The organism is Novosphingobium sp. BL-52-GroH (assembly GCF_044813085.1).
In the GTDB taxonomy this organism is placed as follows: domain Bacteria; phylum Pseudomonadota; class Alphaproteobacteria; order Sphingomonadales; family Sphingomonadaceae; genus Novosphingobium.
In genome coordinates this window covers 3417879-3430772 of record NZ_CP171152.1, presented here as the reverse complement: position 1 = coordinate 3430772, position 12894 = coordinate 3417879, and the positions used below count along the sequence as shown (strand labels likewise).

At 67.3% G+C, this 12894-nt stretch carries 11 protein-coding genes and 1 pseudogene; 5 read left to right on the top strand and 7 right to left on the bottom strand.

Annotation, left to right across the window (positions count from 1 at the left end):
* Window positions 1-54: 54 nt before the first annotated feature.
* The 5 genes and pseudogenes from tnpC (at window position 55) to ACFFDA_RS29085 (ending at window position 5581) form a co-directional block, all read left to right on the top strand.
* Window positions 55-1581: an IS66 family transposase gene (gene tnpC / locus ACFFDA_RS29105; RefSeq protein ID WP_404478319.1), complete on the top strand. Its 1527-nt coding sequence runs from the start codon at window positions 55-57 to the stop codon at window positions 1579-1581.
* A 70-nt stretch (window positions 1582-1651) separates the two neighbouring features.
* A pseudogene (locus tag ACFFDA_RS29100) lies at window positions 1652-2617 on the top strand (transposase); the annotation flags it as partial.
* 379 nt (window positions 2618-2996) lie between these two features.
* Window positions 2997-4445, top strand: a complete 1449-nt coding sequence (gene purF / locus ACFFDA_RS29095; RefSeq protein WP_404480718.1) for an amidophosphoribosyltransferase — start codon at window positions 2997-2999, stop codon at window positions 4443-4445.
* Window positions 4442-5158 (top strand): SDR family NAD(P)-dependent oxidoreductase, encoded by a 717-nt coding sequence (locus tag ACFFDA_RS29090; protein WP_404480717.1) that lies wholly within the window; start codon window positions 4442-4444, stop codon window positions 5156-5158. The genes purF and ACFFDA_RS29090 overlap by 4 nt, the downstream gene beginning before the upstream one ends.
* A 75-nt stretch (window positions 5159-5233) precedes the next feature.
* Complete coding sequence (locus ACFFDA_RS29085; RefSeq protein WP_404480716.1) at window positions 5234-5581, top strand: PilZ domain-containing protein; 348 nt, start codon at window positions 5234-5236, stop codon at window positions 5579-5581.
* A 48-nt stretch (window positions 5582-5629) separates the two neighbouring features.
* On the opposite strand, the gene creD is transcribed toward ACFFDA_RS29085, so the two are convergent.
* From creD to sdhC, 7 genes are all read right to left on the bottom strand, one after another.
* Complete coding sequence (gene creD, locus ACFFDA_RS29080) at window positions 5630-7078, bottom strand: cell envelope integrity protein CreD (RefSeq protein ID WP_404480715.1); 1449 nt, start codon at window positions 7076-7078, stop codon at window positions 5630-5632.
* Window positions 7079-7206: 128 nt separating this feature from the next.
* A complete protein-coding gene (locus ACFFDA_RS29075; protein ID WP_404480714.1) occupies window positions 7207-8883 on the bottom strand; it encodes a M56 family metallopeptidase in 1677 nt (558 codons plus the stop codon).
* Entirely contained in the window at window positions 8880-9290 is a 411-nt protein-coding gene (locus tag ACFFDA_RS29070) for a BlaI/MecI/CopY family transcriptional regulator (protein ID WP_404480713.1), read from the bottom strand. The genes ACFFDA_RS29075 and ACFFDA_RS29070 overlap by 4 nt, the downstream gene beginning before the upstream one ends.
* Window positions 9291-9350: 60 nt before the next feature.
* Window positions 9351-9947 carry an HdeD family acid-resistance protein gene (locus tag ACFFDA_RS29065; RefSeq protein WP_404480712.1) on the bottom strand — a complete coding sequence of 199 codons (597 nt, stop codon included), beginning with the start codon at window positions 9945-9947 and terminating at the stop codon, window positions 9351-9353.
* 266 nt (window positions 9948-10213) lie between these two features.
* Window positions 10214-12022 carry a succinate dehydrogenase flavoprotein subunit gene (gene sdhA / locus ACFFDA_RS29060; protein ID WP_404480711.1) on the bottom strand — a complete coding sequence of 603 codons (1809 nt, stop codon included), beginning with the start codon at window positions 12020-12022 and terminating at the stop codon, window positions 10214-10216.
* Window positions 12022-12411, bottom strand: coding sequence for a succinate dehydrogenase, hydrophobic membrane anchor protein (sdhD, locus tag ACFFDA_RS29055; protein ID WP_404480710.1), 390 nt, complete (start codon window positions 12409-12411; stop codon window positions 12022-12024). Before sdhD ends, sdhA begins: the two co-directional genes overlap by 1 nt.
* A 12-nt stretch (window positions 12412-12423) precedes the next feature.
* A complete protein-coding gene (sdhC, locus tag ACFFDA_RS29050) occupies window positions 12424-12819 on the bottom strand; it encodes a succinate dehydrogenase, cytochrome b556 subunit (RefSeq protein ID WP_404480709.1) in 396 nt (131 codons plus the stop codon).
* Between the last annotated feature and the right edge of the window lie 75 nt (window positions 12820-12894).

Below are 12894 nucleotides of genomic sequence, written 5' to 3'. Positions count from 1 at the left end.
GGGCCTGAAGCCGGATACGACGAGCTTCCCGACGACGTCGAGCAGCTCAAGGCGATGCTGCTGGCCGAGCGCGCCCGCGCAGCGCGGCTCGAGCATATCCTCAAGCTGATCAACCGCACGACCTTCGGCAAGCGTTCGGAGAAGCTTCCTGCCGATCAGCTCGCACTGGCGCTGGAAGACCAGGCCGTGGCCCTTGGCGAAGCCCAGGGCCTGCAGGCTAAGACAAACGAAGAAACCGAGCGTCATGGCCTCGTGCCTCGCAAACGCCGGCCCGCCGATACACAGCGCGCATCGCTGCCGGCGCATCTGCCGCGCTTCGAGGTGGTGATCGAACCCGACAGCCTGGAATGCGCCTGTGGCGGCGCGCTGCACAAGATCGGCGAGGACCGTGCGGAACGGCTCGACATCATCCCGGCGCAGCACCGCGTCATGGTCACGATCCGGCCGCGCTATGCATGCCGGTGCTGTACCGATGGCGTACACCAGGCCCCAGCACCGGCGCGCGTAGTGCCGGGCGGCTTGCCGACCGAAGCGCTGATCGCCGATGTTCTCATCAACAAATACTGCGACCACCTTCCACTTTACCGCCAGTCGAAGATCTTCGCGCGGCAAGGCATCGAGGTCAGCCGCGCCACGCTGGCCAACTGGGTTGGCCGGGGCATTGCGGCGCTGCTGCCGATCGTCGACCGGATGCGCGTGGATGCACTTGCACGATCACGGCTGTCCGTAGACGAAACCACCGTCAAGGTGCTCGCACCGGGGACCGGCAAGACCAAAACCGGCTACATGTGGGTCATCGTCTGTGACGACCGGCCCCATGGCGGTGCCGATCCGCCGCTGGCGCTCTACACCTATATGCCCGGCCGCGGGGCCATGTGGGCCAGACAGCTGTTGGGAGCCTACCAGGGCATCCTGCAGGTCGATGCCTGGCAAGCCTACGACCAGTTCGGCAAGGATGACCGCGCCAATGCTGGCGTCTGGAAATCCTACTGCTGGGCGCACCTGCGACGTAAGTTTGTCGACGCGGGCAGTGATGCTCCGATCGCGCAGGATGCGTTGCAGCGCATCGCCAGGATCTACGGCATCGAAAAGGACATCCGTGGTCGCCCGCCCGAGGAACGCCTCGCTGTACGGCAGGAACGGAGCCGTCCGCTGGTCGAGCAGCTCCACGCCTGGTTCACCGCCATCAGCCCCCGCGTCATGGCTGGCTCGGCGACAAGCGACGCGATGAAATATGCGCTGAAACGTTGGGCCGGCTTCAGTCGGTTCCTCGACGACGGGCGGATCGAGCTCGACAACAACTCCGCCGAACGTGCCATCAGGCCAGTGACTCTTCAGAGGAAAAATGCGCTCTTCGCTGGCCACCAGCTCGGAGCCGAAAACTGGGCTGCGATCGCCTCGTTGGTCGAAACCTGCAAGATGCTGGACCTCGAGCCCTACGCCTACCTCTCCGATGTGCTCGCCCGGATCATCAGCCGCTCCGACACCGATCCAATCGACGACCTGCTCCCATACAACTGGGTCAATACAAACGCCGGGCAAACCATGTTCGAAATGAGCAACATCGCCACCGCTGCTTGATCACCGAAATTACATCGCCAAACCTGCCGTGGCGGCTCCACCGCCACGTGGGGGATTTTTACCGCTTACCACCCCTGGAGCAATCCGACGGCGGATGGAGCAGATCGAGGCGAGCATCGAGCGTTATCTCGGCCTGCTCGACACTGCTGACCGGCAGGAGGACGTGGTGGCGCAGGTCCGCACCAAGCGACTTGGCGAACGGCTCGAGGCGCTACGTCGCCAGATGCGCGAGCTTCAGGAGATGGAGCGTGTGGTGGCGGACGCACCTGACCGTCAGATCTCGCTGACCGACCCGGATGCACGGGCGATGGCAAGTGCCGGGAAGGGAACGGGGCTGGTCGGCTACAACCTCCAGGCGGCGGTCGATGCCGACAGTCACATGATCGTGGCGCATGAGGTGACAAATGTCGGTCATGACCGCTCGCAACTGGCGAACATGGGCCGCAAGGCACGCGCGGCGATCGGATCGAACGAACTGACCGTACTTGCCGACCGCGGCTACTTCTCAGGCGTCGAGGTGCTGGCCTGCGAGGAAGAAGGCATTACCGCGATCTGTCCCAGGCCGCTTACCTCCGGAGCCAAGGCTGACGGACGGTTCGGCAAGCAGGACTTCCGCTACGAGCAGGCCACAGACAGCTATCGCTGCCCTGCGGGAGAAACGCTCCCCCGCCGCTTTACCACAGTCGAACATGGCCTGCGGCTCCATGCCTACTGGTCCAGTCATTGCGGCGTTTGCACGATCAAGCCGCAATGCACGACCGGCAAGGAACGGCGGATCAAGCGGTGGGAGCACGAACACGTGATCGAGACGATGCAGGCAAGGCTCGAGCGCATGCCCGACGCCATGCGCGTCCGACGACGAACCGTCGAACACGTGTTCGGCACAATCAAGGACTGGATGGGAAGAAGCCACTTCAAGACCCGGACCCTGGAGAAGGTCGGAACTGAAATGAGCCTCCACGTCCTCGCCTATAACATGAAGCGCGCGATCAACATGCTCGGCGCCCCGAGGATGATCGCGGCGATGAAAGGCTGAGCCGAAGGAGCCACCACGCGCCTGCTACTTCAAAAACAGACAACGCGTTTTCACACAGCCTCCACCCAAAGCGGCCGTTCCCAACTTCGATAACCGTGCCAGAATCCAGCCCTCGAGGGGTGCTGCAAGCCAACGCCGCCTCTCTCCTCTCGACGTGCGCGACCAGGTTGATCGCCGGGGCCGCCGACGACCCCATCTGGGTCGGCTGGCGAAGGCGGCCATCACCTCCTTCCCACCATCATCGAACCGTCATGGCGCCATCGTAAAATGGCCCACCGTCCCCGTCTCGCCGCAAGCCCTTCCCTTCCCCCTTGCTTTTCGCGCCAATCGCAGCCAAATGCGCGAGCGTTTTGACGCGCCAGCGGGCTGGACATAATCCATGAACTTTACTGACCCCTTTCGTGATGCCGACGGGGACAAACTGCGCGAAGAGTGCGGTGTTTTCGGCGTTATCGGTGCCAAGGAAGCCTCCGCGATCACTGCGGCCGGACTCCATTCCCTCCAGCATCGCGGCCAGGAGGCCGTGGGAATCACCAGCTTCTCGGGCAATGAATTCCATTCGCACCGCGGCATCGGCCACGTCGCGCAGGTGTTCAGCCAGAAGGAAGTGGACACCCTGCCCGGCAACATGGCCTCGGGCCATGTCCGCTATGCGACCACCGGCGGCTCGGGCCTGCGCAACGTGCAGCCGCTGTTCGCCGACCTTGCCGCGGGCGGCTTCTCGATCGCCCACAACGGCAACATCTCCAATGCGATGACGCTCAAGCACGACCTCGTCTCGAAGGGGTCGATCTTCCAGTCGACCTCCGACACCGAAGTCATCATCCACCTCGTCGCCACCAGCCGCTACCCCACGCTGCTCGACCGCTTCGTCGACGCGCTGCGCATGGTGGAAGGCGCCTACTCGCTGATCTGCATGACCGCCGAGGGCATGATTGCCTGCCGCGATCCTCTCGGCATCCGCCCGCTGGTGATGGGCCGCATCGGCGACGCCACCGTCTTCGCCTCGGAAACCGTCGCCTTCGACGTGATCGGCGCCGAGTTCGTCCGCTCGATCGAGCCGGGCGAACTGGTCCAGGTCGACCACAAGGGCACGATCTCCAGCCATCGCCCCTTCGGCGACCCGGCCCCGCGCCCCTGCATCTTCGAGCACGTCTACTTCTCGCGCCCCGATTCGATCATGGACGGCCGGTCGGTCTACTCCGTGCGCAAGCAGATCGGCGTGGAGCTGGCCAAGGAAGCCTTCGCCGATGCCGACGTGGTCATCCCGGTGCCCGACAGCGGCGTGCCGGCGGCGATCGGCTACGCGCAGGAATCGGGCATTCCGTTCGAGCTGGGCATCATCCGTTCGCACTACGTGGGGCGCACCTTCATCCAGCCGGGCGACGCCGCCCGCCATGCCGACGTGAAGCGCAAGCACAACGCCAACCGCCCCGTGGTGGAAGGCAAGCGCATCATCCTCATCGACGATTCGATCGTGCGCGGCACGACCTCGAAGAAGATCGTCGAGATGATGCGCGATGCGGGTGCCGCCGAAGTGCACATGCGCATCGCCAGCCCGCCGACCGAGCATTCGTGCTTCTACGGCGTCGACACGCCCGAGCGCTCCAAGCTGCTCGCGGCGACCATGGACACCGAAGCCATGGCCGACTTCATCAAGGCCGACAGCCTCGCCTTCGTCTCGATCGACGGCCTCTACCGCGCCGTCGGCGAGGAAAAGCGCGAGAAGAAGTGCCCGCAGTTCTGCGACGCCTGCTTCTCGGGCGAATACCCGACCAAGCTGACCGACTTCTCCGACCGCTTCCCGGTGGAACTCAACGCCGCATGAGCGGTCAATTCGAAGGACAAGTCGCGCTCGTCACCGGCTCCAGCCGAGGCATCGGCGCCGCCACCGCGATCGCGCTGGCGGCCCGGGGCGCACACGTCGTCATCACCGGGCGCGACACCAGGGCGCTGGAAGCGGTCGAGGACACGATCTTCCAGGCCGGCGGCTCGGCGACGATCGCGCCGGTCGACCTCGTCGAGCCCGACGGCATCGCCCGCCTCGCCACCGCGCTGTCGCAGCGCTGGGGCAAGCTCGACATCATGGTCGTCAACGCGGCGATCCTGCCCGAGCTGACCAGCGTCGCCGACATCGACCAGAAGGCCTTCAACAAGGCACTGACCACCAATGTCCTGGCCACCCAGGCGCTGATCGCGAACTTCGATCCGCTGCTGAAGAAAAGCGCGGACGCCCGGGTCATCGGCATGACCACCACGGTCGCCCAGGCCCCGCGTGCCTACTGGGGCGCCTACGGGGCGACCAAGGCCGCCTTCGAGGTGCTGCTGGACTGCTACGCCCAGGAAACCGCCAAGGTTTCGAAGATCCGCGTCGCCATCGTCAACCCCGGCGCCACGCGCACCGCCATGCGCGCGCGGGCCTATCCGGGCGAGGCGCCCGCCTCGGTGAAGCCGCCCGAAATCGTCGCCGAACGCCTCGTTTCCCTGCTGGCCGAGGGTTTTGCAAGCGGCCATCGCGAGACCGTTAACCAAACCGCGTAAGTCGACGGTAACCCCAAGCTGGGACACATTGCGACGAATCGGTGCATTTCAGCGCCGTAACAATGTGAGGTGGCAATGGTCCACACCCAGCAGGAACGATACGAAGCCGCCGCGCAGGAAGACCGCAGCGCCCCCCGCCTGCGGATCTCGATTCCCGCATCGTTGCGCCCGTCCGGCTCCAAGGGCTTCCAGACTGCCGTGCGCGACCTCTCGCTGTCCGGTTTCTCGGCCACCGCAATGACCCGCATCCCGCCACGCACTATGTGCTGGCTGACGCTGCCGGGCAAGGAAGCGGTCTCGGCCAAGGCGGTGTGGTGGGACAACGGCCTCGTCGGCTGCGCCTTCGACGACCTGCTCGATCCGATGGAACTGGAGACCATCCTCGCCCGCTGGAACGGCGAGGTCCGCTACGGCCGGGATTGACGCAGTCCCGGGTCGAACCCGGGGCGGCGCCCGAACCGCTTCTCCCCGTCACACAGCCCCCGCCTCCTTCGGCCTGCCGACCGATCCCCAGTCGACCGACCGCGTCGCGTACATCACTCCCGCCAGTGCCACGAACAGCAGCACCGAGCCGATCAGCAGCGACCATGCCTCCAGGTTCAGCAGCACGAAGAGCAGTGCGTAGAGGCCCACCAGCAGCGCACCGATGAACCGGGCCCGCTTCCAGCTTTTCAGCACCGCCGCACTGTAGGCCGTCAGCAGGCCGATCACCGCCGCGCTGGCCAGCAGGTAGGCCGCGGTGAAGCCGACCACTTCGGCGAAGGCCAGCAGCAGCGCGAAGAACAGCACGAGGCCAGCGCCCGTCAGCAGGTACTCCACCGGAGCCACCCGCGCACCGCCGACCACGTCGAACAGCAGGAAGGCGAGGAACGTGAACCCTATGAACAGGAAGCCGTACTTCACCGAGCGGTCGACCTTGGAATAGAGGTTCACCGGCTCGATCAGGTCGACGGTGACGGCATGGCCGGGTGCGCCGACCACTTCGTCGGCCCCGCCTGCTGCCGCATTGTCGGCGGAAGCCGCACGGATCGCAGGCTCGGTAAAGGTATACTTTACGCCTGGCGCGACGACAGGCAGGCCCACGTCTTCCATCGCGACCGGCGGCTGGCCCAGCGCCAGCTTGTCCACGGTGTAGCTCGCCGCGAAGCCGGCGTCGGAAACCTGCGGCTTGTCGGGCAGGAAAGAGCCTGAGAAACTGGGATTGGGCCATTTCGAGGTGACCTCCCAGCGCGTCTTACCGCCACGCGGCACGAGGCTGATGCCGCCGCTGCCACGCACGTCGAGCGCATAGTCGACCTGCAGCCGGCCCTGCCCGTCCCACGGCAGGAACGCGAAGAAGCCCTGCCCGCCCGAGGCCGCCGGCCCCTTGCCGGGCTGGACTTCGAGGGCGCGGCCATTGGCGCGGATGGCGCCGCCAGCGGTCAGCCCGCGCGCGTCCGAGGTGCCGACGCGCACTTCGGCGCGGTCCCACATCAACCGCTCGCGCGTGACGCCGAAGCGCTCGAGATCGGCCGGCAGCGCGAAGGCCGCCGCGCCCTTGACCTGGGCGGTGAACAGGACGGAACGATAGATCGACTTGCGCCGCTCCTGCGGGTCGATCCGGGTGGTGACGCGGTTCTCGACCGGGGAGATGTAGAACAGCTTCTCGACCTCGACCACGCGGCTGACCTGCTTGCCGTCGACCGTCTCGTTCTGCGTCTGGGTGGTGCGGAAAGGCACGACGACGACCGGGCCGGACAGTACCTGTGCTCCGCCCCAACCGGCATTGATCGCCGCCTGCGCGGTCTGCGACTGGTCCTGGCGGTCGTAGACGAGCGCATAGACCAGCATCAGCGGCACGATCAGCACGAGGGCCACAAGGCCGACGAACAGCAGCTTCATGCCCGGCGACCGCTCGCGGCGCGGCGTGTCCTGATCCATGCGCATCCTCCTCGTTGTCGCCGCACCATGCACGAGGCCTGGCCTATGCGCCACTCCCCCTCCTCGTCATTGCGAGGACAGCGGACGCGAGTGGATAAGCAAAATCACCGATGTGGCAGGCGCGCTCGTCAGCTCCCGCGCGCTTCCTTCTGCGCATCGGCCATCTCGCGGTCGAGATCGGCGAGGATCTCGGCCCGGACCCGGGCGTCGAGATCGCGGTTGGCAGCGACGGAGGCGCGGGCGGACCTGATGGCGTTCACCGCTGCCTGCCGGGCCGCCTTGGGCTCGCCGGTGCAGATGACCACGCTCGCGCGGGTTCCGTTCGCCTCGCTGCGCGCCTCGTGGCGCCGGCTGTCGGCCGGGCAGTCCTCGTCGAGGGTCATCTGCCGCTCGACCTTCCTGCTGCCGTCCTGGCGCACGATGCTGATGGTGCGACGCCTGCCGTCGGCCGAGACGGTTTCCTCCACCTTCGGGGCACGTGCGAGCGCTTCGTCGGCGCGCCGCTGGGCTTGGGCGGCCCGGCGCTCGCCATCGGCTGAACGACGCGCGGCGTCGGCTTCGAGGGCCACCGTCCGGTCGATCATGACCCGCGAGGGTGCGACGGGCGGGACCGGCGGCACCGGGGGGACTGGAGGCACGGCTCGTGCGGCCTGGCCCCACTCGGGCGCTGCGGGAGCCTCGGGCGCTTCCGGGGCTTCCGGCGGTTCGGGAAGGTCGGCGGCGGCGATCGGCTCGACCGTGGCCGATGCAGGCGCGGCCGGGACGGCCGGGGGCAATGCGGGCGGTGCCGGAGGCCGGGGCACGTCGGCCTCGTCCATGGCGGCATAGCTGACCGTGGCAGTGGCGGGCACGGCGACGATCGCAAGGGCGAACAGGCTGCGTGCGAGGACCCGGCGCGCCGGCGTCACGTCCTTGCGGGTGAGCGCCTTGAGCCGGTGGATGATCGGCTTCTCTCCCGACAGCGGCCCCGCCATGGGCGCCGCGAGGCCAAGGCGCGTACCGCCGGCCAGCGAGGCGATCAGGCGACCGTAGCTGGCCCGTTCGGCGCGGCTGCGGCCGGCCATGACGCGCGAATCGCAGGCCGCTTCCTGGTCCCCGCGCACGGCGCGCCAGGCGGCCCAGCCGATCGGGTTGAACCAGTGCAGCGCGAAAAGCGGCTGCATCGCGATCAGCGCCAGCAGGTCGCCACCGGCGTGGTGTTCCATCTCGTGCGCGATCGCGAAGTCGGAGGTTTCCGAATCGGCCTCCGCGAGAAAGCCCATCGGCAGCGCCACGACCTTGTCGGTCACGCCAAAGGCCAGCGGAGCGGTGATCGCCGGGGTCTCGACGATGCGCACGGCGCCGGACCGGGCGACGAGCCGTGCGCCTGCCAGCAGGTCGCGCCGCATCCAGCGATACGTGACGGTGCGCCAGGCGAGGAACAGCATCGCGCCGCCCAGCCACACGCACAGCGCCACCGTTCCCCAGGGAACTTGCGCCAGCAGGCCCGGTTCGACCGGCGCGACGGCCGCCAACTCAGCCACGGGCATCGCCGCGACCGGCGCCGTGGACGCCACGGCGTCGACGGGAAGCGCGCCTTGCGTACCGGCAGCCGCAGCAGTGACGTGCTCGACCCCGAACTCGAACCGCGGCAGCAGCCCGCGCGGCAGAGCCAGCGGGGGCAGGACGAGGCGGATCATCGGCAGGGCCCAGAGCGCGTAGGCGGCGCCCGGCCCGAACCAGCGCGCCACCGGCCGGCGCAGGACAAGCGCCAGCGCCATCAGCGCGCCGGTCGCCAGAAGCGTGTCGGTCAGCCATTCGATCATGACTTTAGCTCCCTCAGCAGGGCTTCGATCTCGACGATGTCGTCTTCGGTCAAGGCCTCGCTCTGCGCAAGATGCGCAAAGAGCGGCGCCGCGCGCCCGCCGAACAGGCGGTCGACCAGGCGGCGGCTTTCGGTGCCGACGTAGTCGGACCGTTCCATGCGGGGAGAATAGAGGAAGCGCTTGCCGTCCGGCTCGGTGTCGACCGCCTGCTTGACGACGAGGCGCGACAGCAGCGTCTTCACCGTGGCGAGGGTCCAGCCGCGCGGGCCGCAGACCTGCTCGCACACCTCCTGGGCAGTGAGCGGGCTGCGTTGCCACAGCGCTTCCATCACGGCATGCTCGGCCCCGGAGATTTCCGGCGCGATCCTCTCGGGCTGTTCGGCAGGTTCCGACACTCTTCCCTCCATCGTTTACATACGTAATCGACTACGTCTGTAAACATGAACGGTGGATGAATGTCGGACGTCTCAGGCCGGTTCGTCCTTCTTCAGCGCAAGGCCGAGCAGGATCAGGAACACGCCGCGCACGGTCAGGCTGACCGCGACGACCAGCGCCAGGAACGCAAGGCCCGCAACCGGCCCCGCGAACAGCAGGATCAGGCCGAGCACCACGTCGAGCACGCCCAGGAACAGGCGCCAGCCCTTGTCGTGGCGCGCCTTGAGCGCGAAGGCAATCTGGAAGCCGCCGGCGATCACCAGCCACACCCCGATCGCCCAGACCAGCGACAGCGCGCCCGCGACCGGATCGAGAATGGCGAAAATCCCCGCGAGAAGCGCGAGGACGCCAAGCAGGATTTCGGTCCAGCGCGCGCGAGTGGACAAGCTCGTCCAGCCGGCGGCAACGGCCGCGGCCCCGTAGACGACGAGTACCACGCCCAGGATCAGGCCGGTGGCGACGCCGGCGACGATCGGGTTCACCAGCACGATGAGCGCGACGACCAGCAGCAGTACCCCGTAGCCCAGCACCCACTTCCAGGGATTGCCGGGTGCACGGTTCATCGAGCGGACGAGCGGGTCGCTCTCGACATGGGGTTCGAGAAGGGGGTCGAGGCGGGTGGGCTCCATCGGCAAGGTCCTTGTGGCGATCTTGCCGACAGGAATGCACGGGATGGCGGCGGGTTGCGCCAAATCCTCCCTGCGGCGCTGCCATGGGGAGGTGGCGGGCGCGTAGCGGCTGGCAGAGAGTATTCTCCTGGCGCTGCCCACCCGTCCACCACCGACTGCGCCGGAAGTCTCCGGGCCAGAGCAACCGCCTCGGCCAAGCATGAAAAAAGGGCGGCGCACCCTTGCCGGTGCGCCGCCCTCCTCTCGTTTCCGGCTTCAGCCGAAGATCAGTACACGCGGGCCTTGGGCTTGATGTACGAAATGTCGTCGGTGAGCGTGAACTCGTGGACCGGGCGATAGTCGATGCGGACTTCGCCGCCCTTGCCGCCCCAGCCGTTGAACCAGGCCGCGGTGTGCTTCATCCAGTTCACGTCGTCGCGGTTCGGGAAGTCCTCGTGCGCGTGGGCGCCGCGGCTTTCCTTGCGGTTCTGCGCGCCGTGCAGCGTGACGGTCGCCTGCGAGATCAGGTTGTCCAGTTCCATCGTCTCGACGAGGTCGGAGTTCCAGATCAGCCCGCGGTCGGTGACGTTCACGTCCTGGAACTTCTCGTAAGTCGCGGCGAGCTTTTCCTTGCCCTCGACCATCAGTTCGTCGGTGCGGAACACCGCCGCGTGCAGCGACATGGTGCGCTGCATCTCGGTGCGGATCTCCGCCGTGGGCGTGCCGCCCTTGGCGTTGCGGAAATGGTCGAGGCGCGTGAGCGACAGGTCGGCCGAGTCCTTGGGCAGTTCCGCCTGGGCGGCGCCCGCCTTGACGATTTCCTTGAGGCGATGACCGGTGGCGCGGCCGAAGACCACGAGGTCGATCAGCGAGTTCGAACCGAGGCGGTTGGCGCCGTGGACCGAGACGCAAGCCGCCTCACCCACTGCGAACAGGCCGGGGACGACCGTTTCGGGGTTGCCGTCGGCGCCGATCGTCATGACCTCGCCGTGGTAGTTCGTGGGAATGCCGCCCATGTTGTAGTGGACGGTGGGAACCACGGGCAGCGGCTGGCGGGTCAGGTCGACGCCGGCGAAGATCTTGCCGCTTTCGGTGATGCCCGGAAGACGCTCGCCCAGCACCTTGGGATCGATGTGATCGAGGTGCAGGTAGATGTGGTCCTTGTGCGGGCCGACGCCGCGGCCTTCGCGGATTTCCAGTGCCATCGAGCGCGAGACGACGTCGCGGCTGGCAAGGTCCTTCGCGGAAGGCGCGTAACGCTCCATGAAGCGCTCGCCCTCGGAGTTGGTGAGGTAGCCGCCCTCGCCGCGCGCACCCTCGGTGATGAGGACGCCGGCGCCGTAGATGCCGGTCGGGTGGAACTGCACGAATTCCATGTCCTGCAGCGGCAGGCCCGCGCGCAGCACCATGCCGCCGCCGTCGCCGGTGCAGGTATGGGCCGAGGTCGCAGTGAAGTACGAGCGACCATAGCCGCCGGTCGCGAGCACGACGGCCTGCGAGCGGAAGCGATGGATCGTGCCGTCGTCCATGCACAGCGCGATGACGCCGCGGCAGACGCCGTTCTCCATGATGAGATCGATCGCGAAGTATTCGATGAAGAAGTCCGACTGGTACTTCAGCGACTGCTGGTACAGCGCGTGCAGCATGGCGTGGCCGGTACGGTCGGCCGCGGCGCAGGTGCGCTGGACCGGCGGGCCTTCACCCATGTTCTGCATGTGGCCGCCGAACGGGCGCTGGTAGATCGTGCCATCGGGGTTGCGGCTGAACGGCACGCCGGCGTGCTCCAGCTCGTAGACCGCCTGCGGGGCTTCGCGCACCATGTATTCGATGGCGTCCTGGTCACCCAGCCAGTCCGACCCCTTGACGGTGTCGAACATGTGCCAGGTCCAGTGGTCCGGCGAGTTGTTCTGCAGCGAGGCGGCGATGCCGCCCTGCGCCGCAACGGTGTGCGAACGGGTGGGGAAGACCTTGGTGATGCACGCGGTCTTGAGGCCGGCCTCGGCCGAACCCATCGTGGCGCGCAGGCCCGAGCCGCCGGCGCCGACGACGACGGTGTCGTAGAGGTGGTCGATGATCTTGTAGGCAGGGGCGGACATCAGGCGTGGGCTCCGAGCGCGAGGCGGACGACGCAGAAGACGCCGAAGGCGGCCCCCGCGAAAGCGACGAGGTTCAGCGCGGCGATGCAGGCGAACTTGTTGGCGTGCTCGTGGACGTAGTCCTCGACCAGAACCTGCAGGCCAAGACGCGCGTGCCAGAAGGTGGTGATCACCAGCAGGGCCATGATCGTCGCCGGCACCGGCCGCGAGATCCACTCGACCACGGTGGCGTAGTTGTAGTCCGGCAGCAGCACCAGCGAGACGACCAGGAACAGGACGGTCAGCAGGTTGCCTATGGCGGTGAAGCGCTGCAGCAGCCAGTGGTGGACGACGCCGCCCCTGGCAGCGCCGAGGCCGCGCACGCGGCCGATGGAAGTTCCGTTACCCATGTTTCCGTTCCCTCAGCGAAGCAGCAGGAGCGCCCAGAAGGCGGCGGTGAGCACGACGCCCAGGATCGGCGAGACGATCGACCAGAGGCGGTTGGCGTCCAGTTCGAACCCGGCGCCCACGTCGAGGACGAAGTGGCGCAGGCCGCTGCACATGTGGCTGAAGAAAGCCCAGGAAATGCCCACCAGCACGAGGTAGCCGATCGGCGTGGTCATCGCCCACTGGAAGGTCGCGTAGGACCCTGGTCCTCCAGCGAGTGCGCCGAGCCACCACAGCAGCACGCCGAGGCCGGCGAAGGCCATGCCGTCGCCGGTGACGCGGTGCAGGATCGACACGAACATGTGCGGGCCCCACTTCCAGATCTGGAGGTGCGGCGAAAGCGGACGGTTTTTGGTCCCGGCGTTTGCCATGGCTCTCACGAATCCCTTGCCTGCGGCAGCGCAACAACGCCGCCCTCGACCATGCCCCTTAGACAAAATGTGCCA

Excerpts from the sequence above, each read along its gene's own strand:
- tnpC (WP_404478319.1), top strand. The coding sequence starts at position 55 with ATGCTGCTGGCCGAGCGCGCCCGCGCAGCGCGGCTCGAGCATATCCTC.
- purF (WP_404480718.1), top strand. The coding sequence starts at position 2,997 with ATGAACTTTACTGACCCCTTTCGTGATGCCGACGGGGACAAACTGCGC.
- ACFFDA_RS29090 (WP_404480717.1), top strand. The coding sequence starts at position 4,442 with ATGAGCGGTCAATTCGAAGGACAAGTCGCGCTCGTCACCGGCTCCAGC.
- ACFFDA_RS29085 (WP_404480716.1), top strand. The coding sequence starts at position 5,234 with ATGGTCCACACCCAGCAGGAACGATACGAAGCCGCCGCGCAGGAAGAC.
- creD (WP_404480715.1), bottom strand. The coding sequence starts at position 7,078 with ATGGATCAGGACACGCCGCGCCGCGAGCGGTCGCCGGGCATGAAGCTG.
- ACFFDA_RS29075 (WP_404480714.1), bottom strand. The coding sequence starts at position 8,883 with ATGATCGAATGGCTGACCGACACGCTTCTGGCGACCGGCGCGCTGATG.
- ACFFDA_RS29070 (WP_404480713.1), bottom strand. The coding sequence starts at position 9,290 with ATGGAGGGAAGAGTGTCGGAACCTGCCGAACAGCCCGAGAGGATCGCG.
- ACFFDA_RS29065 (WP_404480712.1), bottom strand. The coding sequence starts at position 9,947 with ATGGAGCCCACCCGCCTCGACCCCCTTCTCGAACCCCATGTCGAGAGC.
- sdhA (WP_404480711.1), bottom strand. The coding sequence starts at position 12,022 with ATGTCCGCCCCTGCCTACAAGATCATCGACCACCTCTACGACACCGTC.
- sdhD (WP_404480710.1), bottom strand. The coding sequence starts at position 12,411 with ATGGGTAACGGAACTTCCATCGGCCGCGTGCGCGGCCTCGGCGCTGCC.
- sdhC (WP_404480709.1), bottom strand. The coding sequence starts at position 12,819 with ATGGCAAACGCCGGGACCAAAAACCGTCCGCTTTCGCCGCACCTCCAG.